The sequence below is a fragment of the Roseateles sp. genome, from assembly GCF_039595295.1.
GTDB lineage: Bacteria > Pseudomonadota > Gammaproteobacteria > Burkholderiales > Burkholderiaceae_C > Roseateles.
The window spans coordinates 113,664-140,034 of record NZ_JBCNLU010000011.1 but is presented as its reverse complement, the minus strand read 5'-3'; the positions used below and the strand labels follow the sequence as shown (position 1 = coordinate 140,034).

Here is a 26,371-nt window from a genome sequence, read left to right as displayed (position 1 = left end):
CCCGCCCTTTTTTTGGCCGTAAATTTCTGCAAATACTGAAATATCGGACAAATCATGAACCACCACGCGATCTATCCGCTGACCATCTACTTCGATGGCGCCTGCCCGATCTGCATGGCCGAGATGCGCAACCTGATGCTGCGCAACGTCGACCAGTTGCTGCGCTTCGAGGACATTGCCGCTCCGGGCTTCAGCGAGCTGCCACCAGGCACGACGATGCCGGATCTGCTCGCATTGCTGCATGTGCGGCGCGCCGATGGCCAGGTCGTCAAAGGCGCCCCGGCGCTGCGTCTGGTGTACGACGGTGCCCGACTGCGGGGACTCGCTCGGCTGATGGGCGCGCCGGGTCTGCGCGGGTTCTGCGACTGGGCCTATCCCATCCTCGCGCGCAACCGCTATCGCATTCCGCGTCCGCTGGTCCGGCTCATCGTTGAAGGCGGTTTGCGGCGCGCGGCCGAACGGCGTGCCGGCGCTTCCGCCTGCCAAGACGGCCTGTGCGAGATCCCCGTCCGGACAAACTCCACCCCGCCTGCGGATCACGGCCCTGACCGCACGCCCCTCCATCAACCGGGAGACCGCTCATGACCCCCACCATCCGCTCCGTCCTCGTCTGCGGCGCCAGCGGCTTCCTCGGCCGGCGCATCGTGCGCACGCTGCGAGAGGCCGGTCTCTCGGTCACCGAGGGCAGCTCCCGCACGCAAGACTTCCAACGCGACCTCGACCCCAAGACCTGGGAGCCGCGCGTCGCCGGCTTCGACGCCGTCGTCAACGCGGTCGGCATCCTGCGCGACACCGGCACCCGCAAGCTCGACCCCATCCACCACCAGACACCGGCCGCGCTCTTCGAGGCCTGCGCCCGGGCCGGCGTGGCGCGCGTGGTGCAGGTGTCGGCCAACGGCGTCGACCGCAGCGACACCCGCTATGCGTCGACCAAGCGCGCCGCCGACGAGGTCCTGCTGCGCCTGCGCGCCGAGGGCCGGCTCGACGGCATCGTGCTGCGTCCGAGCATCGTCTTCGGCCGCGGCGGCGCCAGCACCGCGCTCTTCATGACGCTGGCGAAGCTGCCCCTGCTGGTCCTGCCGCGCGCCGCCGTGAACGCCCGCGTGCAGCCGGTCGCCGTGCCGGACGTGGCGCTCGCCGTGCTGCGCCTGCTGCAGGACGGCGGCCCCGAGGTCGTCACCGCCGTCGGGCCACGTGCGCTGACCCTGGCCGAGTACCTGGCCGAGTTGCGCCGCCAACTCGGCCGCGGCCCCGCGACCGTGATCCCGCTGCCCGCCACCCCCAGCCGCTGGAGCGCCCGCCTGGGCGACCTCGTCAGCGCCCAGCCCTGGAGCAGCGAGGCCCTGTCCTTGCTGGAGCAGGAGAACGTCGGCGACGCGCAGGCCTTCGCCCGCGTGCTGGGCCGCGCGCCGATTCCCGTCGAGCAATTCATGGAGGCCGCATGGGCATCGGCCTGATCAACTTCCGCCATCGCCGCACGCGCGTGTTGGCGCGGGGCGTGCTGATCGCGCTGTGGCTCGCGACGGCCGCCGTCAGCCTGATCGAGCTCGACGGCCGCAGCCGCGATCTGCTCGAGGCAGCCGCCACGCCGGAGCGCTGGATCGCGCCGCTGATCGTCGCGGGCGCGCTGGCGGACCTGTTCATCGGACTGGCGATGTGGCGCTGGCACCGCCGCTGGGTCTATCGGCTCGCGGGCGCGGTGATGCTGATGATGACCGTGGTCGCCACGCTGATCCTGCCCTCGCTGTGGCTGGATCCGCTAGGCTGCCTCAGCAAGAACCTGCCGATCGCGGTGCTCCTGCTGATCCTGGACGAGGACGCCCCGGCCTGAGCCCGCCACGACAGAATCCCGCCCGGTGCGACGCGACCGACCACGGCAACGACATCAGCGACGACCTCGACAACCAGATCGACAACCGGCCCCGACGACAACAAGACCCGACCCCAGGGAGGACCTCATGAACACCTATCTCGTCATCAAGTGGCTGCACATCGTCTCCAGCGTGCTGCTGGCGGGGACCGGCTTCGGCTCGGCCTTCTATCTGTTCTTCGCGAACCGCAGCGGCTCATTGGCCGCGCAGGCGGTGGTCGCGCGGCTGGTGAAGCGTGCCGATCTCTGGTTCACCACGCCGGCGGTGATCGTGCAGCCGGTCACCGGGGTGTGGCTCGCGATGCAGGCCGGCTGGTCGCTGGACACGCCCTGGCTGGCCCTGTCCATCGCGCTGTACCTGCTCGCGGGCGCGTGCTGGCTGCCGGTGCTGTGGCTGCAGATCGAGCTCTCCAAGATGGCCGACGCCGCGCTGGCCAGCGGCCAGGCCCTGCCCGCGCGCTACTGGCGCTACGCGCGCTGGTGGGAGGGCCTGGGCTATCCGGCCTTCCTCGCGGTGCTGGCGGTCTTCTATCTGATGGTGAACAAGCCTGTGCTGTGGGGCTGAGCGCCACCGGCGCTTAGGTACCATGTCGCGGCCAGCGTCCGGGACCCCCGCATGTACATCGACCACATCACGATCAAGAACTTCCGGACCTTCCGCAACACCGCCATCGAGTTCATCCACCCGGACCAGGACTTCGATCGCCTCGGCCTGACGCCGCCCCCGCTGCGCAACGTCAACCTGCTGCTGGGCAACAACGGCTTCGGCAAGACCACGCTGCTCAAGGCCATCGCGCTGGCCTGCCTGGGCCCCGCCGTGGGTCGCGTCGGCCTGTATCCCTACCGCCTCGTCCGGACCGAGCCCGAGTCCTCCGGCCCCACCGCCTCGCGCGGCGGCCGCCTCGGCCCGGAATGGGAGGGCCGCGCCGCCATCGACGCCGCCTTCACGCCGCACGCGCAGGACGGCCTGGGCGGCCTGCCGCTGCTGCTGTCGCAGGTCGAAGTCCGCCGCATGGGCGATCTGGAGGACCTCGTCTGGACCGGGCATGACGACGACTTCTGGCAGCCCATCTTCAGCGAGCACTCCGATGCGCTCTTTTTCGTCGGCTATGGCGCGACACGGCGCGTCGAGGAAAAGCAACGCTATGACGCCGGTGCGCGCAGCAGCCGCGCCTTCGCGCGGGCGCAGCGGGTGCAGAGCCTGTTCCGCGACGATCACTCGCTGATTCCGCTCAACGCCTGGCTGCCGCAATACCAGGCGCGCAACCGCGGCCGCTACGCGCAGGTCGTCGGCCTGATGAACGACTTGCTCGGCCCCGGTCATTACGAGTTCACCGGCGAGATGGAAGGCGGCGAGTACCTGTTCGTCCGCCAAGGTCTGCGGGTGCCCTTCCCTGCGCTGTCGGACGGGTACCGCGCCTTCATCGGCTGGGTCGCGGACCTGCTGCATCACGTCTGCATGACCTGCCCCTCGGGCAAGAAGCTGGTGGAGAACCAGGGCATCGTGATGGTCGACGAGATCGATCTGCACCTGCATCCGAAGTGGCAGATGACGGCGTTGCCCACGCTGGCTCGCGCGCTGCCGAACGTGCAGTTCATCGTGACCTCGCACAGCCCGCTGATCGTGGGCTCGCTGCAATGGCAGAACATCATCACGATGCGCCCGGTCTCGCGTCAGGCGACGGAGCTGGCGCGCATCGAATCGCCGGTGCATGGCTTGGACGCGGACCAGGTGCTGCTGACCGAGTTCTTCGGCCTGCAATCGACCCGGGCGCCAGGGCCGGAACGGCAGCTCAAGTCGCTCACGCTCAAGGCCCGCGAGGGCGACAGTGACGCGGCGCTGGCGGTGCTGCGAGCGATGACCAAAGGCGCGGAGCAAGCCTGATGATCGGCTACCGCCTCAGCCGGAGCGAGCTGGCGGCGCTGGTCGACGCGTTCGCCCCGGACTGGCGGACCCGCGCCGCGCAACGGACCGCCGCCTTTCGCGCCGCCGGCCGCTATGACGAGTCTTCCTCCATCTGGAGCGAGGTCAAGCCCGTCTACATGGCGCTGCAGGGCGAATCCAAGTGCGCGTTCTGCGAGCGCAAGCTCGAGTCCGTCGAGCACGGCAAGGGCGAGCAGGACGTGGAGCACTTCCGTCCCAAGAAGCGCACCCTGCCCTGGCCGGTCCCGGCCTCGCTACACGCCGCTGGCGTGACGCCGACCGCGCTGCCGGCCGGATCGGCGGGCTATCACCTGCTGCCCTACGACCTCTTCAACTACACGGCGGCCTGCAAGCCCTGCAACTCGTCGCTGAAGCGGGACTACTTTCCGATCGCGGGCACCCCGGCGCATGGGGGCGATTCTCCGGAGCAGATGGCGGCCGGCGAACTTCCGCTGCTGATCTATCCGATCGGCGATTTCGACGCGGACCCTGAGACGCTGATCGGCTTCATCGGCGCCTCGCCGGTGGCGCTGCCGGTGGACGGCCATGCGCGCCATCGCGCGCTGACGACCATCGAGTTCTTCCGGCTGGACGACGTCGGCGCCCGCAAGAACCTGTTCCGGGAACGCGCCATCGTGATCACCGCGCTGTATCCGCAGTTGGAGATCCGACGTGCCGGCACCGAGCCCGCCGAGCGCCTGCGCAAGGCCGAGCGCGTCATCCAGGGTCTGCAGTCGGCCCGCTCCCAGCACGCCAATTGCGCGCGCAGCTTCGAGCGCATCCACCGCGCGGATCCGGCGCTCGCCGAACGGATCTTCGAGGAAGCCGCCGACCTGGTCGCGTCAAGCTCCTGAATCCGACCCCGGGTCTGAACGTGGCGTCCGCGGACGTCGATCGCCCCCACGGCACGCCGCCGTCACGTTCTCCCGCGACAATCCCGCCCCATGAGCTTCGACCCCACGCCCCTGCTGGACATGACCAGCCCCGAGGCCAAGCGCGCCTCCTACGACACCCTGGTCGCCCAGACCCAAGCCGTCCTGCACGGCGAACGCGACTGGCTGGCCAACCTGGCCCAGTTCGCCGCGCTGGTCTACAACTCGGTCCCGCATCTGAACTGGGCCGGCTTCTACATGGTCAACGCCAAGAACGAGCGCGAGCTCGTCCTCGGCCCCTTCCAGGGCAAGGTCGCCTGCGTGCGCATCGCCTTCGAGCGCGGCGTCTGCGGCGCCTGCGCCAGCACGCAAGAAGTGCAGCTGGTCGAGGACGTCCACGCCTTCCCCGGCCACATCGCCTGCGACGCCGCCTCCCGCTCGGAGCTCGTGCTGCCGGTGGTCGTCGACGGCCGCCTGCGCGCCGTCTTCGACCTGGACAGCCCCGAGCCCGCCCGCTTCGACGCGATCGACAGCGAGGGCTTCCAGCGCGCCATCGCCGCGCTCGTCGCCGGGACCGACTGGGCATGAGCCGCCTCGTCACCGTCAGCGGCGTCACCCGCGCGCTGGTTGCCGCGGGCCTGGTCGCCCTGTCGATGTCGCCGCTCGCGGCCCGCGCGGCGGAGCTCCGCCTGCGCGTGCTGGAGACCAGCGACATCCACATGAACCTGCTGAACTACGACTACTACCAGGATCGGGAGTCGCAGGAGTTCGGTCTGGCCAAGACCGTCACGCTGATCCACCGCGCCCGCGCCGAGTCGCCCAACAGCCTGCTCTTCGACAACGGCGACCTGCTGCAGGGCAACCCGCTGGGCGACGTCGTCGCCCGCGTCAAGCCGCTCAAGGCCGGCGACATCCACCCGGCCTACAAGATCCTCAACCTGCTGAACGTGGACGCCGCCAACCTCGGCAACCACGAGTTCAATTACGGCCTGCCCTTCCTGCGCCAGGCCATCGCCGGCGCGCAGTTCCCCTACCTGAACGCCAACGTGATGGAGGCCGATGGCCGCCGCCACGCCTTCACGCCCAGCACGCTGCTGACCCGCGAGATGCGCGACAAGTCCGGCAAGACGCACACGCTCAAGATCGGCGTGGTCGGCGTCACGCCGCCGCAGATCCTGGAGTGGGACCGCCAGAACCTGGCCGGCAAGGTCACCGTGATCGACATGGTCGACGCCGCCCGCGTGCAGGTCGATGCGCTGCGCAAGCAGGGCGCGGATCTGGTCGTCGTCATCGCCCACACCGGCATCGACAAGACCGAGCTGCCCAAGCTCTCCGAGAACATGGCCGCCCAGCTCGCCCGGGTGAAGGGCGTGGACGTGCTGCTGCTGGGCCACGCCCACACCGAGTTCCCCGGCCCCGGTTTTGCCGGCTATCCGGGCGTGGACCTGGCGCAGGGCAAGCTCTTCGGCACGCCCGCCGTGATGCCGGGCCGCTGGGGCGACCACCTGGGCATCGTGGACCTGACGCTGACCCAGTCGGGCAAGCAATGGAAGGTGGCGGCCAGCCGCTCCAGCCTGCGCCCGATCTTCGACCGCGCCACCCGCAAGCCGCTGGTCGACGCCGACCCGATGCCAGCGGTCGTCATCGCCAAGGAGCACCAGGCCACGCTGGACTACGTCCGCAGCCAGGTCGCGGTGGCGGATCAGCCGATCCAGAGCTATTTCTCGCAGGTGCTGGACGGCGCCGCGGTGCGCCTGGTCGCGCGCGCGCAACTGGCCTATGCGCTGAAAGCGGTCCAGGGCACGGCGCTGGAGAAACTGCCCATGCTGTCGGCCGCCGCACCCTTCAAGTCCGGCGGCCGCCAGGGCTGGACGCAGTACACCGACATCCCCGCCGGCCCGGTCGCGATCAAGCATGTGGCCGATCTTTACGTCTACCCGAACACGGTCAAGGTGCTGAAGCTCAGCGGCGCGCAGGTGCGTGACTGGCTGGAGATGTCCGCCGGCCAGTTCCGCCGCATCGACCCCCAGGGTCCGGCGCAGCAGGACCTGGTCGACACCAACTATCCCAGCTTCAACTTCGACATGATGCTGGGCCAGGACGACGGCCTGCGCTATGCGCTGGACCTGACGCAGCCGGCGCGCTTCGACCGCGACGGCAAGCGCGTCTCGGACGCGCATCGGGTTGTCGACCTGAGCTGGCGCGGTCAGCCGCTGGACGAGCGCGCCGACTTCCTGGTGGTGACGAACAACTACCGCGCCTTCGGCGGCGGCCACTTCCCGGCGCTGGGCTCGGACAAGGTCGCGGTCGACGCGCCGGACGAGACCCGCGAGGCGGTCGCCCATTTCCTGGCCGCGCAGTCCTCGCTGAGCGCCGCGGTGGGTCAGCCGTCCTGGCGCATCCGGCCGGTGCCGGGCGTGGCGCTGCGTTTCGTTTCCGGCACGGGCGCGATCGCGCACCTGAAGGAGACGCCGCAGGTCAAGCTGGTCAAGGACAACGGCGACGGGTCCGCGACTTTCGAGCTGGCGCCCTGATCGGCTCCTATTCGGCTTGGGTCTGGTTGGGTCCAGGCCCGCGGGAGGGATGCCGATGAGGCGACCGACCCCGGACATGCAAACGGCCGCTGATGCGGCCGTTTTTACTGGAGCGGGAGAACGCTCAGACGTGGATGTCGAGCAGCGCGCCCTCGGCCCGGATCTGCGTCTGGAGCACGCGCAAGTTGCCGACGAAAGCGTAGGTGGCGGATTTCTGCTCCACCACGTCGGCGGCCAGATCGGCGCCGGGTTCGGGCAGCTTGACGACCTGGGTGGTCACGCCGTTGCCGTCTTCCGCGGTCTGGGCCTCGATGCGCTCGCGGCGATAGCCGGGCGTGCTCGTGTTGGCGACGTTGTTGGCGGACGCGCGCAGCCGCTCGTTGGCGGCGGACATGCCGGACAAGGCGGTCGACAGGCTGATCGTGGACATGGCGGAACCCTCGGTCTTCGCGGGCCCGGCGTGGTTCCGGCGGGCCTCAAGCGGTCACTCTATTCGCCGTCATCGGCATTTCCCGGCCGATCTTTAGAAAAGAATGGTGTTTTCCGGCCAGTTCTTCACATCAAACGAATAAGGGTTAACCCTTGAGCGGATTTCACAATCCCTCTGTGCGCCGCCCGAGCGTCGCTCCCTCGCCCGCCAGCCGGAGAGGGGGATGAGCGGTGGGACGCCCGACGGTGTAACTCCCTCTCCCGCTTGCGGGAGAGGGCGGGGGAGAGGCTCTTCCGGCTCCCGGCGCGCTCAAGCCCCGGCCAACTCCTCGTAGCTGCCACTGGACACGAACACCCGAACGCTGTCCCCGCCCGCGGCCTTGGCCTCGGTGCAAGCCAGCTGACCGGCGCCAAGCACCGCGTCCACCGTGTCCAGCGTCGGCTGCAGCTGGACCACGCCCAAACTGGCCTTCACACGCGCGCGATGCAGACCCCACCGCAGCCGATAAGCGGCAATGGCACTTCGCATCTTCTCCGCCACGATCTGCGCGTAATGCTGATCGCAGTCCGGCAGCAGGACGACGAAATGATCGTTCTCCAGCCGCGCCACCGTGTCGGACGCACGCACCTTGGTCACCAGCATCTGGCCGAGGCCGTACAGGAAGTGCTCGGCGACCTCCGCGCCCATGCCCTGGACCACGTCGCTGAAGCGATCGATGTCCACGAACAGCACCGACACCGGCTCATGCCGCCGGCTGCCCACGTGCTCCGCGAGTCGACGCTCGATCTCGCGCCGGTTGGCCAGCTCCGTGACCTCGTCATGCTTGGCCGACCAGGTCGGCTGCATGCGCTGCGTGCGCGCGGCGGTGACGTCGTCGACCACCCACATCGCCTCGCCGGCGGGCTGCTCCCAATGCACCGGCGTCGCCTGCAGCCGTCCCCAGAAGCGCGATCCGTCACGGCGGACGAACTCGATCTCCTCATCCAGCGGCCGCCCGGCCGCGAAAGCCGCGCCGACGCGGGCCTGGAGCGCCTGCTGGGCGGAGTCGGAGACGACCACGCCGCGCTGGTCCTGCCCGGTCAGGTCGGTCTCGTCCCCGTGACCGAAGAGGTGGTTGAACTGCTCGCTGACCACCTCGAAGCGGCCGGCCGCGACGAAGGCCACGGCCAGCGGTGCCCGCACCAGCAGCGCCCGCATGCGGGCGGCGATCGGGTCGGCGGCGTCGTGTTGGGATTGCATGTCGTCTCCTGAGGAATCCCCAAGGTGTACCCGTTTTGACCGGCGCTGGGAACCCCGGAGAGGACCCTGGTCAGGGGCCGCGCATCAAGGTGGCGACTGAAGATTCAGTCGCGACTTGAATACCGGCCGGCCCCTCTCCAGCGGGTCAGGGCGGCGGCGGCGCGATCTGCTCCGCCCACTCGTACAGCGCCGACAGGATCTCCTGCGCCCGCTCGTCGTCGGATTCCTCCGCCGCCTGGCCCAGCGCGTCGATGCGCTCGAAGAAGGTCTCCAGCGTCTGCGCCCCGCCCTGCCCCAGGTGCAGACGCTCGGCGCGATGGCGCTCCCAGCGCTCCTGCTCGACCGAGCCCAGCGTCTCAGGGAAGTTGCGGGCGCGATAGCGGAACAGGATCTCGTCCAGCCGGCCGTCCTCGAAGACCGCCTTGCCCTGGGCGACCCGGTCCGCCAGCGCCTGCGCCGACAGCCCGCGCAGGCGCTCCAGCGTGCGACGGTCCTCGTTGCCGACGAAGCCGCCGTACAGATCCTCGTCGACGTCGATCGCCGCCGAGCCCCCGCCCGGACGCTGGAACACCTGCGGCCACAGGCGCGTCAGCTCGCCGCCGCGCGCGGCCAGGATCTCGGCGTTGGCCAGGCCGGCCGCCAGGTCCAAGCCCCAGCGCTGGGCCATCTCCGGCGACAGGATCTTCAGCGATGCGATCACGATCGGCGACTTGTTGACGTGGATGGTCTTGATCGGCAGCCGGGTCACGCCGTCGGGCAGCTCGTCCTGCTTGGTGTACATGCGCATCCGAATGGTCTCGGCGTCCAGACCCAGCAATTCCGAAGGATCGGCGGACAGGTCCCACACGATCAGCTCGTTCTTGTTGGTCGGGTGCTGCGCCAGCGGCCACACCAGCGCGATGCAACCGCGATCCGGTCCGTACATGCCGGAGATGTGCAGGAAGGGCCGATGGGCGCCGATCTCGCCCCAGACCGCGTCCTTCTTGCGCAGCTTCAGGCAGAAATCCCACAGCCGCGGCTGCTTCTGCTTGATCAGGCGCGCCAGCGCGATCGTGGCGCGCACGTCGGACAGCGCATCGTGCGCCGCCTCGTGGGCCAAGCCGTTGGCGGCCGTCAGATGCTCCAGCTTGAAGGACGGCCGGCCGTCCTCGTGCTTGGGCCACTCGATGCCCTCGGGTCGCAGCGCATAAGCGCAGCGGACGACGTCCAAGAGGTCCCAGCGGCCGCAGTCGTTCTGCCACTCGCGGGCATAGGGATCGATGAGGTTGCGCCAGAACATGAAGCGCGTGACCTCGTCGTCGAAGCGGATGGTGTTGTAGCCCAGGCCCACCGTGCCCGGACGCGCCAGTTCCTCGTGGATGGCGGCGGCGAAGCGATGTTCCGGCAGGCCCTGCTCCGCGCAGGTCTGCGGGAGGATGCCGGTCAGCAGGCAGGACTCGGGATCGGGCAGCGAGTCGGTGGCGGGCTGGCAATACACCATCAGCGGATCGCCGATCTCGTTCAGGTCCGCATCGGTGCGGATGCCGGCGAACTGCGCCGGTCGGTCGCGGCGCGGCACGCGTCCGAAGGTCTCGTAGTCGTGCCAGTAGAAAGTCATCTCATGCATGGGCCGGGACGATACCTCACCGGGGACGCGTGCTCGGTGATACTCCTGCGCCCTTGCCCGCCGCGAAACCGTCCCCGACGGCCTTCGCGCCCCGGCGCCCCGCCGCTCCAAAACGACCCGCCCGCCGATGCCGCTCAGCCACCTGCTCCTGTGCCTGTCGATCGCGACGACCCTGCTGCCCGTGACCGCGCCCTGGCCCTGGCTGGCCACGCTGATCATGGCGGTCACCGCCGGTCTGGTGAACGGGCAGCTCACCGTCGCCGCCCTGGCCCCGATCGGCGCGATGACCGCGCTGGCCTGGATGACGATGGACGCCGCCGGCCGTCCCCGCCGCGAGATCGCCTTCCTGCTGCTGATGCTGGTCCTCGGGCTGGCGCTGTCGCTGCACCTGTTGCCGGGTTTCGTGAACCCGAGCTATCTGGTGTCCGCCTCCGACGACCGGCCAGGGACGCTCAAGTACCTCAATTTCGACAAGGGTGCGGCCGGCATGCTGATGCTGGCGGTGCTGGCCGCGCGTCAGCGGCGGATCCGCCTGGGCAGCGCCATCGCGATGAGCCGGCTGGCTGCGCAGTCCGGCACGCCGGGCTGGGCCTTGCCGGCCGTCGTTGCCGCGACGCTCGCCGGCCCCTGGCTGATCGCGGTCGCCGCCGGCGTCGGCCAGCCCACGCTGCGCTGGCCCGACAACGCCGGCCTCTTCCTCAGCGCGAATCTCTTTCTGACCTGCGTCGCCGAGGAGGCCGCCTTCCGCGGCGTCGTCCAGGGACTGCTGGCGCGGCGCTTCGGCACCGACCTGCGCGGCGCGCGCGGCTGGCTGCCGGTGGTCGTGGCGGCTTTGCTGTTCGGGGCGGCGCATGCGGCGGGCGGCGCGGCCTACGTCGGGCTCGCCACGCTGGCGGGCCTGGGCTACGGGCTGGTCTATGCGTTGACCCGCCGGATCGAGGCCGCCATCCTCCTGCACTTCGCCCTGAACGCGCTGGTGTTCACGACCCTGAACCTGCGGGTCGGCTGAGCCGGAGCCGGGGCATCCGCCATGCCCCCAGGCACAGCGCCTGCCCAGGTCGCCGGCCCGGCGCAGGTCGGGCGCTGGCCGCCCGCCACGCCCCACCATCGTCAATCGTGTGTCTTGCGTGTAGGGATTGTTTCGACATCGCGCCCGGGCCGAACCGGTCACGGGGACTGACGATAATCCGCCGACCTGGACTTGTGCGCCCCTGATGCCGCTGCTTCTCCGAATCGCCCACGCCGTCAAGGCCTTCTTCCTCGCGCTGTGGCGGCGCACCGGTCCGCTGCGCGACTCGCTGCGCACGCTGCCGGCCTGGAAACGCATCGCCGTGTGGTCCGGCGCGGGCGTGCTCGCGCTGACGCTGCTGATCGGCGGCGCGGCCGCCATCATCTGGCCGGGCCTGCCCGACCTGGCGCAGCTGACCGACTACAACCCCAAGCAGCCGCTGCGCGTCTACACCGCCGAGGGTGAGCTGCTGGCCGAGTTCGGCGCCGAGCGCCGCAGCTACCTCCCCATCGAGAAGATCCCCAAGGAGATGCAGCAGGCGCTGCTCGCCGTCGAGGACACCAACTTCTACGACCACCAGGGCATCTACGTGCCCGGCATGCTGCGGGCCTTCTGGGTCAACCTGTTCTCCTCGTCCCGCAGCCAGGGCGCGTCCACGATCACGCAGCAGCTGGCGCGCGATCTGTACCTGACCAAGAAGAAGCTCTACACCCGCAAGTTCGTCGAGATCCTGCTGGCCTTCAAGATCGAGAGCCAGCTCTCCAAGGACAAGATCCTGGAGATCTACATGAACCAGATCTACCTGGGACAGCGCGCCTACGGCTTCGAGGCCGCCGCCCAGACCTATTACGGCAAGTCGCTCAAGGACCTGTCCACCGCCGAGACCGCCATGCTGGCCGGCCTGCCGCAGAACCCCTACCGCGCCAACCCGATCAGCAACCTCAAGGCCGCCAAGCGCCGCCAGGCGGTGGTGCTGCAGCGCATGGTCGACGTCGGGATGATCACGCCCGAGCAGGCCGCCCACGCCCGCGAGGAGCCGCAGAAGCTGCGCACCGCGCAGGACCAACGCCTGCCCTACGGCCAGTACGCCGCGGAGATGGTGCGCCAGGTCGTCCACGCCCAATATGGGGACGAGGCCTACAGCCGCGGCCTGCGCGTGACCACCACGCTGAAGATGGACGACCAGGTCGCCGCGTACAAGGCGCTGCGCCGCACGCTGATGGACTACGAGCGCCGCCGCCCCTGGCGCGGCCCCGAGGCCGACGTGGACCTGCCCGACGGCATGGACGCGGCCGAGCAGGACGCGGCGATCTCCCAGGCGCTCAACGAGCATCCCGACAACGACGACCTGCGCGCGGCCGTGGTGACGCAGGTCGCCAACAACCGCATCTATGCCTCGCTGCAGGACGGCGACGACATCGAGATCCGCGGGGAAGGCGTGCGCACGGTGCAGTCGGCGCTGTCGGAGAAGGCCAAGCCGAACCTGCGCATCAAGCGCGGCTCGGTGATCCGCGTGCTGCGCGGCGCGCCGACCAAGGACTTCCCCCAGGGCGCCTGGGCGGTGACGCAGTCGCCCGAGGCCGAAGGCGCGCTGGTCTCGGTCGAGCCCGACTCGGGCCGCATCCTGGCGCTGGTGGGCGGCTTCGACTTCAACCGCAACCAGTTCAACCATGCGACCCAGGCTTGGCGCCAGCCGGGCTCCAGCTTCAAGCCCTTCCTGTACTCGATGGCGATGGAGAACGGCGCCGGACCGGCCACGCTGGTCGACGACGCGCCCTTCGTCCAGGGCGACTGGGCGCCGCGCAACTCCGACGGCCAGTTCGACGGCCCGATGACGCTGCGCCAAGCGCTGGCCAAGTCCAAGAACATGGTCACCATCCGGCTGCTGGAGCAGTTCGGCCCGGCGCGCGGCCGGTCCTGGGCCGGCAAGTTCGGGCTGGACGCGGACAAGCAGCCCGAAAATCTGACGCTGGCGCTGGGCTCGGGCTCGGTGACGCCGCTGCAGATGGCCAGCGCCTATTCGGTCTTCGCCAACGGCGGCTACCTGCTCAAGCCGTTGCTGGTCACCAAGATCGTCGACGCGCAGAACCAGGTGCTGTTCCAGGCCGAGCCGGAGACGCTCAGCGAGGACCGCCGCGCGATCAGCGAGCGCAACGCCTATCTGACCGGCTCGCTGCTGCACGAGGTGGCGGTGCGCGGGACGGCGTATCGTGCCAGCGCGGCGCTCAAGCGCTACGACCTGTACGGCAAGACCGGCACGACCAACGACGCGGTGGACGCCTGGTTCGCCGGCTTCCAGCGCCGCGTGGCCACGGTGGTCTGGATCGGCTACGACCAGCCGCGCAGCCTGGGCCAGGGCGAGTCCGGCGGCGGCGTGGCGCTGCCGGCCTGGATCGACTACATGCAGGTGGCGCTCAAGGGCGTCGCCCCGTCCGAGATCCAGCCGCCGTCCGAGGGCGTGACGCAGCAGGAAGGCCCGTTCGGGCCGGACTGGATCTACACCGAGTTCGCCGGCGACGCCGGGCTCAAGACCATCGGCCCGATGCCGCCAGCGCTCGGGGCGTCGGACGCGGCCTCGGCGCCGCCGGGGGCGGAGGGCGCGCTGCAGCCGGCGGGCGGTGGCACGACGCCGCCTCCGGCGCCCGGCGCGGCGGGGGCGCTGCTGCCCGCGCCGGCCCGGGCCGCGTCGGGCGTGTCGCCGTCCTGGTGGGCGGGAGAAAAGGGAGGCTGAGATGTCGATCCGGCAACACCTGACCCCTGGCGCGATGAGCGCCGTCGGCGCCATCGGCGCCCTGCTCCTGGCCGCCGCGCCGGCCTGGGCCGCGGACGGCCCCGATGACGCCATCGAGCCCGATCAGCCGGGCATCGTGGAATCGAGCAGCACGGTCGGCAAGGGCAAGGTCCTGATCGAGACCGGCCTGGGCTATCAGCGCGACAAGAGCGACGGCGTGCGTAGCCGGCTGTGGTCGACGCCGACGCTGCTGCGTTTTGGCTTCGCCCAGGACTGGGAGTTCCGCGTCGAGACGGACGGCTATCAGCGCCTGCGCGCCACCGACGGCGGCGGCACCGCGACGGCCAGCGGCTGGGCCGACACCGCGCTGGGCGTGAAGTGGCATGTGCAGGACAGCGACGCCGAGAGCAACAAGCCCGGCCTGGCCTGGCTGTTGCACGCCGACCTGGACAGCGGCTCCGCGGCCTTCCGCGGCAACGGCGTGCGGCCCTCGCTGCGCCTGACGGCGGAATGGGATCTGCCGCATGACTGGTCCGCCGGCCTGATCGGCGGCGTGTACCGCGACCGCCGAGAGGCCTCCGACGGCGGCGGCCATTTCATCGGTGGCATCCTGGGCGCCTCGCTGGGCTGGCCGATCAACGAGCGCTGGAAGGGCTACGTGGAGCTCGCCGGCGATCAGCTCGCCTCCAAGCGCAACGGTGGCCGCAGCGTGTCGGCCGGCACCGGCCTGACCTGGCTGGCGGACAAGCGGCTGCAGCTCGACGCCTCGCTCAATCGCGGCCTGACCCGGCAGACCGCGGACTGGGTGCTGGGGCTGGGCGTGTCGGTCGGCTTCTGAAGTCATTCCCGGGGGCGCACTCCCGGGGGCGCATTCCCGGCGGCGGCCAGATGACGTACAAAGCCGGCTGTCTCTTCAGCCGGCCGTCCGCGCCCCCGCCTCATGCGACTCTCCGCTCGCCTCTCCGCTCATCTCTCCGCTCGCTCCCTGCGTTTCCCGCTGCAACTGGCCATCGCCTCGATGGCCTTCGCCGCCCTGCCCTCGGCTTGGGCCGGCCCCGCCAGCGGCACCTTCACCGCCTCGCGCTCGTGCGAGGCCTTCCAGTCCTTCCGCAAGTCCACCAATCCGGGCGACATCAAGCTGTCCCCGGGCACCGGCTACGCGATCCTGGAATCGCATGACGCCGGTTGGACGCGCGTCGAGGTTCCCGGCGCCAAGCCCGCCGAACGCTGGGTCCCGAACGACTGCGGCAGCGGCGCCAGCACCGGCAGCTCGGCCAGCCCGTCGCCGGCCCCGGGCAACGGAAAAGCCGGATCGGCGGGCGCCACGGCGCCGGTCTCCGGCCGCGCGCTGTGCCAGACCCCGGACCAGCATGACGGCTACGTGCTGGCCATGTCCTGGCAGCCCGGCTTCTGCGAATGGACGCCCGGCGGCAAGCGCGGCAAGCCCGAATGCGAGGCGATGGAATCGGGTCAGCTCACGGTGACCCATCTGACGCTGCACGGCCTGTGGCCCAACCGCCAGTCCTGCGGCATCAGCTACGGCAACTGCGGCGGCGAGCCGATGAAGCTCTCGCGCGAGACCATCGCCTACATCGGCCCGTGGATGCCCAACTTCCTCTACGAGAGCAAGTTCGGGCAGTACGAGTGGGCCAAGCACGGCACCTGCCAGACGACGCTGAACGCCGACGCCTACTTCCGGCGCGCGGTCGATCTGGTCAAGCAGGTCGACGAGTCGGAGCCGGGCAAGTACATCCGGGCCAACATCGGCGGGACGATCTCCCGCAAGGCCTTCTACGAGAAGCTGCGCGAGACCACCGGCAGCGACCAGTACCGCGACAGCGTCACCCTGCTGTGCTCGGGCAAGTACCTGACGGAGATCCGCGTGCGGCTGCCGCGGGATTACAAGGCGGGCGGCTCGCTCAAAGAGCTGCTGGGCGACACGCCGCAGCGCGGCGGCGGCGAGACCTGCAAGGGCGACGACATCCGCATCGAGGCGAGCGGACGTCGCTGATCCAGGGTCGCCCGGCGCGTCAGGCGACGCTGGGCCGGGCGTGGACCGCTCAGCGCTTCTTGACGACCACGCTGCCCACCGAGTACCCGGCGCCGAAGGAGCAGATCACGCCCAGGTCGCCGGACTTCAGGTTGGCGCGGTGCTCGTGGAAGGCGATCACCGAGCCGGCCGAGGCGGTGTTGGCGTAGGTGTCCAGGATCAGCGGCGCGATCTCGGCGCCGGCCTCGCCGCCGACCAGCTTCTTGATGACCAGCTGGTTCATGCCCAGGTTGGCCTGGTGCAGCCAGTAGCGGCTGACGTCGGTCGGCTGGATGTGCAGCGACGCGAGGTGGTTCTCGATGTGCGCGGCGGCGATGGGCACCACCTCCTTGAACACCTTGCGGCCCTCCTGGCGGAAGGTCTTGTCGCGCGCGTCCGGATCGCTGTCCTCGGCCTTGTTCATGAAGCCGAAGTTGTTGCGGATGTTGTTGGAGAACTGCGTCGCCAGCTTGGTGCCCAGGATGGACCACTGCTCAGGGGCGGTGGCCAGATCGGCGCGCTCGACCACGATGGCCGTGCACACGTCGCCGAAGATGAAGTGGCAGTCGCGGTCCTTCCATTCCAGGTGGGCCGAGGTGATCTCCGGATTCACGATCAGCACGCACTTGGACGCGCCCGAGCGCACGGCGTTGTAAGCCTGCTCCAGCGCGAAGGTCGCCGACGAGCACGCCACGTTCATGTCGAAGCCGTAGCCGCCCGCGCCCAGCGCCTGCTGGATCTCCACCGCCATCGCCGGATAGGCGCGCTGCATGTTGGCCGCCGAGCAGAACACCGCGTCCACGTCCTCGGGCCGCTTGCCGGCCGCGGCCAGCGCCTTGCGGGCGGCGTCCACGGCGATCTCGGCCATCAGCGAGATCTCGTCATCGGCGCGTTCCTGGAAGCGCGGGTACATGCGGGTCGGATCCAGCACGCCGTCCTTCTCGATCACGTAGCGCTGCTTGATGCCGGAGGCCTTCTCGATGAACTCGACGTTGGAGTGCACCAGCGCCTGATGCGTGCCGGCGGCGATGGCCTCGGCATGCTGCTCGTTCTGCAGGTCCACGTAGCGGTTGAAGGCCTCCACCAACTCGGCGTTGGTGATGACGTGGGGAGGCTGATAGAGACCGGTCCCGCTGATGACGACGTCGTGCATGTGCTTGTCTTTGCGTGGCGCCCCGTGCATGGGGTCAAGGGGCGCAAGTTTAGCGAACTGCGCTCAAAAGCCCCTGATCCGTGCATGCTGCACCGCAACGCGGCGCGCGCCCTGCCGCTCATGCGTAGAATGAGCCACCGGGCCCAAATTTTGGGACCCGGTTTTTTTTGGCCGGGTCCCAAGTCAAGCGCTCGCAGCCCAGGGCATGCACTGCCTCAACGCAGCCCGACATTGCGACTTTGGACCATGGAAATCTTTGACTACGACAACATCCTGCTGCTGCCCCGCAAGTGTCGCGTGGACAGCCGCAGCGAGTGCGACACCTCCGTCGAGTTCGGCCCCCGCCGCTTCAAGCTGCCGGTCGTGCCGGCCAACATGAAGACGGTCGTCGACGAGCACATCACCGAATGGCTGGCCGCCAACGGCTACTTCTACGTGATGCACCGCTTCGATCTGGACGCGATCCAGTTCGCCCGGACGATGCGGGACAAGAGGCTGGTGGTCTCGCTCAGCGCCGGTGTCAAAGAGGCCGATTACGCCCTGATCGACCGCCTCGCCGCCGAGGGCCTGGGCGCCGACTACATCACCATCGACATCGCGCACGGCCACGCGGACTCGGTGCAGCGCATGATCGCCCACATCAAGCACCGGCTGCCCGACACCTTCGTCATCGCCGGCAACGTCGGCACGCCCGAGGGCGTCATCGACCTCGAGAACTGGGGCGCCGACGCGACCAAGGTCGGCATCGGTCCGGGCAAGGTCTGCATCACGCGCTTGAAGACCGGTTTCGGCACGGGCGGCTGGCAGCTGTCGGCGCTGAAGTGGTGCGCTCGCGTGGCGACCAAGCCCATCGTGGCCGACGGCGGCATCCGCCATCACGGCGACATCGCCAAGAGCGTGCGCTTCGGCGCGTCGATGGTGATGATCGGCTCGCTGTTCGCGGGTCACGAGGAGTCGCCGGGCCAGACCGTCGAGGTCGATGGCAAGCGCTACAAGGAGTACTACGGCTCCGCGTCCGACTTCAACAAGGGCGAGTACAAGCACGTCGAGGGCAAGCGCATCCTGGAGCCGGTCAAGGGTCACCTGGCCGACACGCTGCGCGAGATGGAAGAGGACGTGCAGAGCTCCATCTCCTACGCCGGCGGCCGCACGCTGGCCGACCTGCGCAAGGTGAACTACGTGGTCCTGGGCGGCGAGAACGCCGGCGAACACCTGTTCATGTGAGCCTGACGGGGCGCCGGGCCCTCTCTCCCGAGAACGGCTTCAGGCGCGCCCGCCCTGCGCGGCGGCCCCGACCGGGCCTCCGCGCGGGATCGACGGGCCTTGCGACTTGTCGATCCTTCGCTGAAGCGGCGTCAGCCGCGCGTCTTCATTCCGCCTTGAGCAGCAGCTGCTGCACGCTGGAGAAGTCCAGCCCGCCGCGGCCCGCGCGGCTGTTGAGCGCATAGAGATTGCGCGCCAGCTCGCCCAGCGGCACGGCCGCGCCGGTGCCCAGCGCCGCCTCCACCGCCAGCCCCAGGTCCTTGAGCATCAGGTCGTTGCCGAAACCACCGCTGTAGCCGCGCGACGCGGGCGCCTCGGGCTTCACGCCGGGCCAGGGATTGCAGACCTCGGTGGCCCAGCTGCGGCCGGTGCTCACGGCCATCATGGCCGACAGCGCCTGCGGGTCCAGCCCGTGCGCCACGCCCAGCGCGAGCGCCTCGCCAGTGACGGCCATGATCACGCCCAGCGCCATGTTGTTGCAAAGCTTGGCCACCTGACCCGCGCCGGACGCGCCCATGTGGAAGATGTTCTTGCCCATGGCCTGCAGCACCGGACGCGCGCGTTCCAGCGCCGCCGCATCACCGCCGACGATGAAGGTCAGCGTGCCCGCCGCCGCGCCCGCCACGCCGCCGGACACCGGCGCGTCCAGCATCGCCAGGCCGCGATCGGCCGCGGCCTTGGCCACGCGCTGCGCGCTGGCCGGCGCGATGGTGCTGCAGTCGATGACCAGCGCGCCCGCCGGGATGGCCGCCATCAGCGCGCCGTCGCCCAGATACAGGCCTTCGACGTGCCGGCTCGCCGGCAGCATCGAGATCACCACCGCCGCGCCCTCCACCGCCGCCAGCGCCGACGGCGCCACCGTCACGCCGGCCTCGCGCGCCTTCTGCAGCGCCTCGGCGCTCAGGTCGAAGGCCGAGACGGCATAGCCGTTCTTCGCCAGGTTGGCCGCCATCGGCCCGCCCATGTGGCCCAGGCCAATGAAGGCGACGCGCGCGCCGCCGGAGTTGTTCGTGTCGCTCATGCTTGTCTCCTTGTTGTCGATCGCGCCGGCGCCGCCCTCGGCAGCCGGCACGATTCGATTGATGTCCGATGAAGCGTGACAATGATCGTGGTCGACCGATCGTGCCGCGCTCAGCGCAGATCCGCCAGCGGATGCTCGCCCTCGAAGCGCGGCTTGAGCAGTTGGTCGACATGCGCGTCGCCGTGGCCGTCCACCACGCCGCCCTGCCAGCGCGGGTTCTTGTCCTTGTCGACCAGCAGCGCCCGCACGCCCTCGGCGAAATCGGGGTGCACGCAGCAGCCGACCGAGGCCTGGTACTCGAGCCGGAAGACCTCCGCCAGCGACGCATGACGCAAGCGCCGCTGCAGCGCGATCGCCAGCACCGCCGAGGTCGGCGAGCCCTTCTGGAAGGCCGCGCCGGCCGTGGCCAGCCAGGCGTCCGACTCGCAGGCCAGCGAGCGCAGTCGAGGCGCGATCGTCGCCAGGCTGTCATGCGGGCCGATCAGCGCGTCGATGCGCTCGCGGTGCACGGCCAGCTGCGAGGGCGCGAGCGAGAGCTCCGCCCTCGGCAGCGCGCGCAGCACGTCGTCGAGCTGCTCCGCATCGGCGGCGTGCTCGCCCTGCCACTTCGCGGCCGCGATGGCGTTGAGCAGCACGCCGTGATCCTCGGCGCGGGCCGCGCGATCGGCCAGCCCGGCCCACAGCGCGTCGGCCGCGTTCAGCGGCGCGCCCGTCAGCGCGAGGAACAGCCCGGTGCGGCCCGGCAGCCGCGACAGGAACCAGCTGCCGCCCACGTCGGGGTACAGGCCCAGCGTGATCTCGGGCATCGCCAACCGGCTGCGCGGCGTGACCACGCGGTGCGAGGCGCCCGCCATCAGCCCGATGCCGCCGCCCATCACGATGCCGTGCCCCCAGACCAGGAAAGGCTTGGGATAGCGATGGATGAAGTGATCGAGGCGGTACTCGCGCTCGAAGAACTCGGCGGCTTCCCGGGGGACCTTGCCGGCGCCGGCCGCGCGCATCGCGCGGTACAGGCCGACGACGTCGCCCCCGGCGCACAGCGCCTTCTCTCCGGCACCGTCCAGCACCACGCCGACCACGTTCGGATCCTCCGCCCAGGCGATCAGCTGCGCATGCAGCAGATCGACCATCTCCAGCGTCAGCGCGTTCAGGCTGGCCGGCGCGTTCAGCGTCGCGTGGCCGAAGCGATGACCGGAGGCCGTCACCAACGTACGGAACAGCACGGGCGCGGACGTCGCATCCTCGCCCCCGCGCTTGACGTCGCTCTCGGCGTCGCTCGCGGCATCGTTCTTGGAAACTTCCTTCAACTGCGTCATCCCGCGTTCCTCAGCCATTGCGCCATTGCGGGCTGCGCTTGCCCAGGAAGGCCTGCACGCCTTCACGCTGGTCCTCGGTGTCGAAGAGCGCGATGAAAGCCTCCCGCTCGGCCGGCAGCTGCGACCACGGCGGCGCATGGCGCGCGCCCTGGATCAGCCGCTTGCAGGCGGCGACGCTGGTGGGGCTCTGCGCCTGAACCCGCTCGGCCCACTGCAAGGCCTTGGTGAGCGACTCGCCCTTGGGCGCGAGTTCATCGGCCAAGCCGATGCGCAGCGCGGTCTCAGCGTCGACGCGCTCGCCCAGCAGCACCATGCGCTTGGCCCAGCTCTCGCCCACGGTCCAGCTCAGCCATTGCGTGCCGCCCGCGCAGGGCAGCAGGCCGACGGCGGCTTCGGGAAGCGCCATCACCGCGTGCGACTCGGCGATGCGCAGATCGCAGGCCAGCGCGCATTCCAGGCCGCCGCCCATCGCGTAGCCGTTGATCGCCGCGATGCTCACGCCGCGGAAGCCCGCCAGCGCCTCGAAGGCGTCGCCGAAGCGCTTGGCCATGGTCGCCGCGCGGCCCTTGTCGCCATCGGCGAAGAGCTTCAGATCGGCGCCGGCGCTGAAGAACTTCTCGCCGTCGCCGGTGATCACCAGCGCGTAGATGTCGCGGTCGGCATTCAGATCGCCCACCAGCCGCGTGAGCGCGCTCAGGCTCGCGTCGGTCCAGGTGTGGGCGGGCGGATTCGTCAACGTGACGACGGCCGTGTGGCCGCGCTTCTCCACGCGCAGGCCGGCGTAGCCGTCCGGCGTGGCGCTCGGGGTCGTGCTCGTCGTGAGGGTCGAGTCGGTCATGGGTTTCTCTCTGCTCTGAAGAGCAAGCGCCCCTTCGTCGAGGCGCTTGCGGGAGGGCTCAGCGAATGGTCTCGGGCGCCTGGTCCTGCAGCATCCGGCGCGCGACGATCACTCGCATGATCTCGTTCGTACCCTCCAGGATTTGGTGCACGCGCGCGTCGCGCAGCAGGCGCTCCAGTGGGTACTCGCGGATGTAGCCGTAGCCGCCGTGGATCTGCAGCGCCTCGTTGCAGACGGTGAAGCCGATGTCGGTCGCCAGCCGCTTGGCCATCGCGCAATAGACCTGCGCGTCGGGCGACTTCGCATCCAGCTTGGACGCGGCCAGCCGCACCATCTGGCGCGCGGCCACCAGCTCCGTCGCCATGTCGGCGAGCTTGAACTGCAGCGCCTGCATGTCGGCCAGCGGGCGCCCGAACTGGCGGCGCTCATGCATGTAGCGCTGCGCCGCGGTGAGCGCGCCCTGCGCCGCGCCGACCGAGCAGGTCGCGATGTTGATGCGCCCCCCGTCCAGCCCCTGCATCGCGATGCGGAAGCCCTGCCCTTCCTCGCCCAGCAGATTCACGGCCGGAACCCGCACGCCGTCGAAGGCGATGGCGCGCGTAGGCTGACTGTTCCAGCCCATCTTGTCTTCCTTGCGGCCGTACTGGATGCCGGGGCTGTCGGCCTCGACGAGAAACGCGGAGATCCCGTCCGCGCCCGGGCCGCCGGTGCGCGCCATCACCACCAGCACGTCGGTCGAGCCGGCGCCGGAGATGAAGGCCTTGCCGCCATCGATGACGTAGACGTCGCCGTCCTTGCGCGCGCTGGTGCGCAGCGAGGCCGCGTCCGAGCCGGCGCCGGGCTCGGTCAGGCAGTACGAAGACAGCTTCTCGCCGCTGCACAGCGCCGGGCCCCATCGTTCGACGATCTCCGGCCGGCCGAAGGTCGCCACCATCCACGTCGCCATGTTGTGGATGCTGATGAAGGCCGTCGTCGAGGGGCAAGCCGCGGCCAGCTCCTCGAAGACGATGGTCGCGTCCAGGCGAGGGATGCCCAGACCGCCCGCCGCCTCGGGCGCGTACAGGCCGCAGAAGCCCAGCTCGCCCGCATGGCGCAGCGCCTCGCGCGGGAAGATCGCTTGCGCATCCCACTCGGCGGCGTGCGGCGCCATTTCCTCGCGGGCGAAGTCGCGCGCCGCCTGCTGGAAGGCCAGCTGCTGTTCGTTCAGTTCGAAGTCCATCGGGACCTCACTTCAGGCTGATCGTCGTGTTGACGCCCCCGGTCGAGGCGTCGTCGAACCAGCGCGCGGTGACGGTCTTGGTCTGGGTGTAGAACATGATCACCTGCTTGCCGTAGGGCCCCAGGTCGCCCAGCTTGCTGGCGCGCGAGCCGGTGAAGGAGAACAGCGGGACCGGCACCGGGATGGGCACGTTGATGCCGACCTGGCCGACGTCGATCTCTTCCTCGAAGCGACGCGCCGCGGCGCCCGACTGCGTGAAGATCGCCGTGCCGTTGCCGTTGGGGTTGGCGTTGATCATCGCGATCGCCTCGTCCATCGTTTCCGCTTCCGCCACGCACAGCACCGGGCCGAAGATCTCCTGGTCGTAGATCGTCATGCCGGGCTTCACGCCGCTGAAGATGGTCGGGCCGACGAAGTTGCCTTCCTTCAGCGCGCCGTCCAACTGCGGCTTGCGGCCGTCCAGCGACAGCGTGGCGCCGTCCTCGATGCCGCGGGCGATCAGGTGCTCGACGCGGTCGCGCGCGGCGCAGGAGATCAGCGGGCCGACGTCCGTGCCGGCCGCGTCGCCGGCGCCGATCTTCAGGCCGCGGGCCTTCTCGACCAGTTCGGGCAGCCAGTCGCGCGCCGCGCCCACCAGCACCGCCACCGACACCGCCATGCAGCGCTGACCGGCCGCGCCGAACGAGGCGCCGACCAGCGCGTTGAGCGTCTGCTCCTTGTGCGCGTCGGGCATCACGATGGCGTGGTTCTTCGCGCCCATCATGCATTGCACCCGCTTGCCGGCCTTGGTCGCGCGGTCGTGCACCAGCGTGCCCACGCGGGTCGAGCCGACGAAGGACACGGCCTTGATGTCGGGGTGGTCGCACAGCGTGTTGACCACGGACTCGCCGCCGTGCACGACGTTGAGCACGCCCTTGGGGATGCCGGCCTCGAGCGCCAGTTCGACCAGGCGCATCGTCACCATCGGGTCCTGCTCGGAAGGCTTGAGCACGAAGGTGTTGCCGGTGGCGATGGCCATCGGGAACATCCACAGCGGGATCATCGCGGGGAAGTTGAACGGGGTGATGCCGGCGCACACGCCCAGCGGCTGCAGCAGCGTGTAGGTGTCGACGCCGCCGGCCACGTTGTGGGCGAGCTCGCCCATCTGCAGGTTGCCGATGTTGGCGGCGTGCTCGACCACCTCCAGGCCGCGGAACACGTCGCCCTCGGCGTCCGCCAGGGTCTTGCCCTGCTCGGCGGTCAGCGTCGCGGCCAGCTGCTTCATGTTCTCGCGGATCAGCTGCTGGTACTTCAGGAAGATGCGGGCGCGCTGGCCGATCGGGGTCTTACGCCAGGTCTTGAAGGCCTCGCGGCCGGAGGCGATCGCGGCCTCGACTTCCTCGGCCGTCGCCATGGGCACGCGGGCCAGCACCTGCTGCGTCGCGGGGTTGATCACGTCGCGCCATTCGGTGCTGCGCGACTGGACGAATTCGCCGTTGATCAGCAGCGGGATGCGAGGCAATTCGTCGCGGGTCGTGTCGCGGGTCATGGGAGTCTCCAAGGGTTTATAGAATTCACACGAAATTTATCCACAACTTTCACAAGAAGCCAGAGGCAAGCCCCTGATGCCCTCTCTGAAAGCGCTGCAAGAAGGCGAACCTGCGAATCACTTCGCAAGGATCCAGTGAAGATTGTGAATTCGGTGAAATCCAGGAAGACGACCATGAAGTCCACGTTGGGGAAACGCGCCACGCCCGGAGATGCGAACGGCGGCTTGGGAAGCAGCGCCGGGGGCGGCTCGGGCAACCCGGGCGCAGGAACCACCAGCACCGGCTCGCGCAAGCTCTTTGTCGGCGCGCGGGTGCGACGGCTGCGCGAGCAGCTCGAATGGAATCAGAGCCAGCTCGCCGCGCGGCTGGGGCTGTCGCTGAGCTATGTCTCGCAGATCGAGACCAATCAGCGCCCGGTCACCGCCAGCGTGCTGCTGAAGCTGGCCGAGGTCTTCGGCGGTGACATCGCGCAGTTCTCGGAGGAGCAGGACCAGCGCCTGCTCGCCGAGCTGGACGCGGCGCTGCGGGACCGCACCGTGGTGGGCGTCGCGATCTCGCCGGCGCAGGTGGCGCGGCTGGTCGAGCAGGCGCCCGAGCTGGCCGAGGCCTTCGTCGCGCTGCACCAGCGCCACCTGCGGCTGCAGGAGGAGCATGCGCTGCTGGTCGACCGGTATTACGGCGAGGAAGGCGCGCCGGACGAGTGGCTGGCGGCCTCGCGCGCGGAGCCGCTGCCGCACGAGGCGGTGCGGGACTTCTTCAACCGGTACAACAACTATCTGGACGATCTGGACCATCGCGCGGAGCGGCTGGCGGCCGAGCTGTCGCTCTCGCCCACGCACCGCGCGGGGCCGCTGCGCGAGCTGATGTTGCGGCGCTGCGGCGTGTCGGTGGACCTGGACGCGAGCGAGGGCGACGGCGCGCTGCTGCGCCATTACGACGCACGCCGGCGCCGACTGCGCATGCCGGGCCACCTGACCGACGCGCAGCAGGCCTTCCAGATCGCCACGCAGTACGCGCTGTTGGCGGAGTCCGCCGCCATCGACGCCGCGCTGCACGACGCCGGTTTCCAGGACGACGCGACGCGCGCGCTGGCGCGTCAAGGCGTGGCGCACTACTTTGCGGGCGCGCTGCTGCTCCCGTACGGCGCCTTCCTCACCACGGCGCGCGGTTGCCGCTACGACCTGGAGCTGCTGCAGCAGCGCTTCCACGTCGGCGTGGAGACGGTCTGCCATCGGCTCTCGACGATGCAGCGCCCCGGCGCGCGCGGCGTGCCCTTCTACTTCGTCCGGGTGGACCAGGCGGGCAACATCTCCAAGCGCCAGAGCGCGACGACCTTCCACTTCGCGCGGCACGGTGGCGCGTGTCCGCTGTGGCATGTGCACGAGGCCTTCGCGCAGCCGGGCCGGATCCTGACGCAGGTGGCGGAGATGCCCGACGGCAGCCGCTTCTTCGGCATTGCGCGAACCATCGAGCGGCACGGCAGCGGCGGCTATCACGCGCAGAAGAAGCACTTCGCGATCGGACTGGGCTGCGACGTGGCGCATGCGCGGGACCTGGTCTATGCGGACGGCATCGCGTTGGACACGGGCGCGCCGGCCGTGCCCATCGGCCCGGGCTGCCGCACCTGCCCGCGGGAACACTGCGTGCAGCGCGCCTTCCCGCCGGCCGGCAAGCGGCTGGTGGCGGACAACGACCGGGAGTCGCTGGTGTCGTATCGGTTCACGGGCGGGGCGTGAGCAACGAATCTCGCGGCCGCGATGAGCATCGCGTGAGGGACAAGCACAGCCG

General features: G+C 69.9%; 23 protein-coding genes. 14 read left to right on the top strand and 9 right to left on the bottom strand.

Going from position 1 to position 26,371, the window contains the following annotated elements:
* Positions 1–54: 54 nt before the first annotated feature.
* From ABDW59_RS11040 to ABDW59_RS11005, 8 genes are all read left to right on the top strand, one after another.
* A complete protein-coding gene (locus ABDW59_RS11040; RefSeq protein ID WP_343629807.1) occupies positions 55–585 on the top strand; it encodes a DUF393 domain-containing protein in 531 nt (176 codons plus the stop codon).
* Positions 582–1,457, top strand: a complete 876-nt coding sequence (locus ABDW59_RS11035) for an NAD-dependent epimerase/dehydratase family protein (RefSeq protein ID WP_343629806.1) — start codon at positions 582–584, stop codon at positions 1,455–1,457. Before ABDW59_RS11040 ends, ABDW59_RS11035 begins: the two co-directional genes overlap by 4 nt.
* On the top strand, positions 1,442–1,831 hold the full coding sequence (locus tag ABDW59_RS11030) for a DoxX-like family protein (protein WP_343629805.1): 390 nt from the start codon (positions 1,442–1,444) through the stop codon (positions 1,829–1,831). The genes ABDW59_RS11035 and ABDW59_RS11030 overlap by 16 nt, the downstream gene beginning before the upstream one ends.
* A 127-nt stretch (positions 1,832–1,958) precedes the next feature.
* Entirely contained in the window at positions 1,959–2,435 is a 477-nt protein-coding gene (locus ABDW59_RS11025; RefSeq protein ID WP_343629804.1) for a DUF2269 domain-containing protein, read from the top strand.
* Between the two features lie 51 nt (positions 2,436–2,486).
* Positions 2,487–3,755, top strand: a complete 1,269-nt coding sequence (locus ABDW59_RS11020; protein WP_343629803.1) for an AAA family ATPase — start codon at positions 2,487–2,489, stop codon at positions 3,753–3,755.
* Positions 3,755–4,648 carry a hypothetical protein gene (locus ABDW59_RS11015; RefSeq protein WP_343629801.1) on the top strand — a complete coding sequence of 298 codons (894 nt, stop codon included), beginning with the start codon at positions 3,755–3,757 and terminating at the stop codon, positions 4,646–4,648. Before ABDW59_RS11020 ends, ABDW59_RS11015 begins: the two co-directional genes overlap by 1 nt.
* 120 nt (positions 4,649–4,768) lie before the next feature.
* A complete protein-coding gene (locus ABDW59_RS11010; protein ID WP_343629834.1) occupies positions 4,769–5,254 on the top strand; it encodes a GAF domain-containing protein in 486 nt (161 codons plus the stop codon).
* Positions 5,251–7,200, top strand: a complete 1,950-nt coding sequence (locus ABDW59_RS11005; RefSeq protein WP_343629800.1) for a bifunctional 2',3'-cyclic-nucleotide 2'-phosphodiesterase/3'-nucleotidase — start codon at positions 5,251–5,253, stop codon at positions 7,198–7,200. Before ABDW59_RS11010 ends, ABDW59_RS11005 begins: the two co-directional genes overlap by 4 nt.
* 124 nt (positions 7,201–7,324) lie before the next feature.
* Here ABDW59_RS11005 and ABDW59_RS11000 read toward each other — a convergent pair whose 3' ends face one another.
* The 3 genes from ABDW59_RS11000 to sbcB all read right to left on the bottom strand — a co-directional run bounded on the left by ABDW59_RS11000 (position 7,325) and on the right by sbcB (position 10,475).
* On the bottom strand, positions 7,325–7,630 hold the full coding sequence (locus ABDW59_RS11000; protein ID WP_343629799.1) for a flagellar basal body protein: 306 nt from the start codon (positions 7,628–7,630) through the stop codon (positions 7,325–7,327).
* A gap of 309 nt (positions 7,631–7,939) precedes the next feature.
* The gene (locus tag ABDW59_RS10995; RefSeq protein WP_343629798.1) at positions 7,940–8,869 is read right to left on the bottom strand and encodes a sensor domain-containing diguanylate cyclase; all 930 of its coding nucleotides are present in this window, start codon (positions 8,867–8,869) and stop codon (positions 7,940–7,942) included.
* 145 nt (positions 8,870–9,014) lie between these two features.
* A complete protein-coding gene (gene sbcB / locus ABDW59_RS10990) occupies positions 9,015–10,475 on the bottom strand; it encodes an exodeoxyribonuclease I (protein ID WP_343629797.1) in 1,461 nt (486 codons plus the stop codon).
* A 127-nt stretch (positions 10,476–10,602) separates the two neighbouring features.
* Here sbcB and ABDW59_RS10985 point away from each other — a divergent pair, with 127 nt between their 5' ends.
* The 4 genes from ABDW59_RS10985 (at position 10,603) to ABDW59_RS10970 (ending at position 16,226) form a co-directional block, all read left to right on the top strand.
* Positions 10,603–11,484, top strand: coding sequence for a CPBP family intramembrane glutamic endopeptidase (locus tag ABDW59_RS10985; RefSeq protein ID WP_343629796.1), 882 nt, complete (start codon positions 10,603–10,605; stop codon positions 11,482–11,484).
* 205 nt (positions 11,485–11,689) lie between these two features.
* Positions 11,690–14,215 (top strand): PBP1A family penicillin-binding protein, encoded by a 2,526-nt coding sequence (locus ABDW59_RS10980; protein ID WP_343629795.1) that lies wholly within the window; start codon positions 11,690–11,692, stop codon positions 14,213–14,215.
* Position 14,216: 1 nt separating this feature from the next.
* Positions 14,217–15,053, top strand: coding sequence for a transporter (locus tag ABDW59_RS10975; RefSeq protein ID WP_343629794.1), 837 nt, complete (start codon positions 14,217–14,219; stop codon positions 15,051–15,053).
* 102 nt (positions 15,054–15,155) lie between these two features.
* A complete protein-coding gene (locus tag ABDW59_RS10970) occupies positions 15,156–16,226 on the top strand; it encodes a ribonuclease I (RefSeq protein ID WP_343629793.1) in 1,071 nt (356 codons plus the stop codon).
* Positions 16,227–16,275: 49 nt separating this feature from the next.
* On the opposite strand, the gene ABDW59_RS10965 is transcribed toward ABDW59_RS10970, so the two are convergent.
* On the bottom strand, positions 16,276–17,397 hold the full coding sequence (locus tag ABDW59_RS10965; RefSeq protein ID WP_343629792.1) for a beta-ketoacyl-ACP synthase III: 1,122 nt from the start codon (positions 17,395–17,397) through the stop codon (positions 16,276–16,278).
* 246 nt (positions 17,398–17,643) lie between these two features.
* Between ABDW59_RS10965 and ABDW59_RS10960 the strand changes: the two genes are divergently transcribed.
* Complete coding sequence (locus ABDW59_RS10960) at positions 17,644–18,621, top strand: GMP reductase (RefSeq protein ID WP_343629791.1); 978 nt, start codon at positions 17,644–17,646, stop codon at positions 18,619–18,621.
* Between the two features lie 145 nt (positions 18,622–18,766).
* On the opposite strand, the gene mmsB is transcribed toward ABDW59_RS10960, so the two are convergent.
* From mmsB to ABDW59_RS10935, 5 genes are all read right to left on the bottom strand, one after another.
* Entirely contained in the window at positions 18,767–19,681 is a 915-nt protein-coding gene (mmsB, locus tag ABDW59_RS10955) for a 3-hydroxyisobutyrate dehydrogenase (RefSeq protein WP_343629790.1), read from the bottom strand.
* A gap of 110 nt (positions 19,682–19,791) precedes the next feature.
* Positions 19,792–20,997, bottom strand: coding sequence for an enoyl-CoA hydratase/isomerase family protein (locus ABDW59_RS10950; protein WP_343629789.1), 1,206 nt, complete (start codon positions 20,995–20,997; stop codon positions 19,792–19,794).
* Between the two features lie 10 nt (positions 20,998–21,007).
* Positions 21,008–21,835 carry an enoyl-CoA hydratase gene (locus tag ABDW59_RS10945; RefSeq protein WP_343629788.1) on the bottom strand — a complete coding sequence of 276 codons (828 nt, stop codon included), beginning with the start codon at positions 21,833–21,835 and terminating at the stop codon, positions 21,008–21,010.
* Between the two features lie 58 nt (positions 21,836–21,893).
* The gene (locus ABDW59_RS10940; protein WP_343629787.1) at positions 21,894–23,054 is read right to left on the bottom strand and encodes an acyl-CoA dehydrogenase family protein; all 1,161 of its coding nucleotides are present in this window, start codon (positions 23,052–23,054) and stop codon (positions 21,894–21,896) included.
* A gap of 7 nt (positions 23,055–23,061) precedes the next feature.
* Positions 23,062–24,582, bottom strand: a complete 1,521-nt coding sequence (locus tag ABDW59_RS10935) for a CoA-acylating methylmalonate-semialdehyde dehydrogenase (protein WP_343629786.1) — start codon at positions 24,580–24,582, stop codon at positions 23,062–23,064.
* A gap of 174 nt (positions 24,583–24,756) precedes the next feature.
* Here ABDW59_RS10935 and ABDW59_RS10930 point away from each other — a divergent pair, with 174 nt between their 5' ends.
* Positions 24,757–26,319 carry a short-chain fatty acyl-CoA regulator family protein gene (locus ABDW59_RS10930; protein WP_343629785.1) on the top strand — a complete coding sequence of 521 codons (1,563 nt, stop codon included), beginning with the start codon at positions 24,757–24,759 and terminating at the stop codon, positions 26,317–26,319.
* The last annotated feature ends 52 nt before the right edge of the window (positions 26,320–26,371 follow it).

Bases quoted from the DNA above. Each gene is read 5' to 3' on its own strand.
- ABDW59_RS11040 (WP_343629807.1), top strand. From the start codon at position 55: ATGAACCACCACGCGATCTATCCGCTGACCATCTACTTCGATGGCGCC.
- ABDW59_RS11035 (WP_343629806.1), top strand. From the start codon at position 582: ATGACCCCCACCATCCGCTCCGTCCTCGTCTGCGGCGCCAGCGGCTTC.
- ABDW59_RS11030 (WP_343629805.1), top strand. From the start codon at position 1,442: ATGGGCATCGGCCTGATCAACTTCCGCCATCGCCGCACGCGCGTGTTG.
- ABDW59_RS11025 (WP_343629804.1), top strand. From the start codon at position 1,959: ATGAACACCTATCTCGTCATCAAGTGGCTGCACATCGTCTCCAGCGTG.
- ABDW59_RS11020 (WP_343629803.1), top strand. From the start codon at position 2,487: ATGTACATCGACCACATCACGATCAAGAACTTCCGGACCTTCCGCAAC.
- ABDW59_RS11015 (WP_343629801.1), top strand. From the start codon at position 3,755: ATGATCGGCTACCGCCTCAGCCGGAGCGAGCTGGCGGCGCTGGTCGAC.
- ABDW59_RS11010 (WP_343629834.1), top strand. From the start codon at position 4,769: ATGACCAGCCCCGAGGCCAAGCGCGCCTCCTACGACACCCTGGTCGCC.
- ABDW59_RS11005 (WP_343629800.1), top strand. From the start codon at position 5,251: ATGAGCCGCCTCGTCACCGTCAGCGGCGTCACCCGCGCGCTGGTTGCC.
- ABDW59_RS11000 (WP_343629799.1), bottom strand. From the start codon at position 7,630: ATGTCCACGATCAGCCTGTCGACCGCCTTGTCCGGCATGTCCGCCGCC.
- ABDW59_RS10995 (WP_343629798.1), bottom strand. From the start codon at position 8,869: ATGCAATCCCAACACGACGCCGCCGACCCGATCGCCGCCCGCATGCGG.
- sbcB (WP_343629797.1), bottom strand. From the start codon at position 10,475: ATGCATGAGATGACTTTCTACTGGCACGACTACGAGACCTTCGGACGC.
- ABDW59_RS10985 (WP_343629796.1), top strand. From the start codon at position 10,603: ATGCCGCTCAGCCACCTGCTCCTGTGCCTGTCGATCGCGACGACCCTG.
- ABDW59_RS10980 (WP_343629795.1), top strand. From the start codon at position 11,690: ATGCCGCTGCTTCTCCGAATCGCCCACGCCGTCAAGGCCTTCTTCCTC.
- ABDW59_RS10975 (WP_343629794.1), top strand. From the start codon at position 14,217: ATGTCGATCCGGCAACACCTGACCCCTGGCGCGATGAGCGCCGTCGGC.
- ABDW59_RS10970 (WP_343629793.1), top strand. From the start codon at position 15,156: ATGCGACTCTCCGCTCGCCTCTCCGCTCATCTCTCCGCTCGCTCCCTG.
- ABDW59_RS10965 (WP_343629792.1), bottom strand. From the start codon at position 17,397: ATGCACGACGTCGTCATCAGCGGGACCGGTCTCTATCAGCCTCCCCAC.
- ABDW59_RS10960 (WP_343629791.1), top strand. From the start codon at position 17,644: ATGGAAATCTTTGACTACGACAACATCCTGCTGCTGCCCCGCAAGTGT.
- mmsB (WP_343629790.1), bottom strand. From the start codon at position 19,681: ATGAGCGACACGAACAACTCCGGCGGCGCGCGCGTCGCCTTCATTGGC.
- ABDW59_RS10950 (WP_343629789.1), bottom strand. From the start codon at position 20,997: ATGACGCAGTTGAAGGAAGTTTCCAAGAACGATGCCGCGAGCGACGCC.
- ABDW59_RS10945 (WP_343629788.1), bottom strand. From the start codon at position 21,835: ATGACCGACTCGACCCTCACGACGAGCACGACCCCGAGCGCCACGCCG.
- ABDW59_RS10940 (WP_343629787.1), bottom strand. From the start codon at position 23,054: ATGGACTTCGAACTGAACGAACAGCAGCTGGCCTTCCAGCAGGCGGCG.
- ABDW59_RS10935 (WP_343629786.1), bottom strand. From the start codon at position 24,582: ATGACCCGCGACACGACCCGCGACGAATTGCCTCGCATCCCGCTGCTG.
- ABDW59_RS10930 (WP_343629785.1), top strand. From the start codon at position 24,757: ATGAAGTCCACGTTGGGGAAACGCGCCACGCCCGGAGATGCGAACGGC.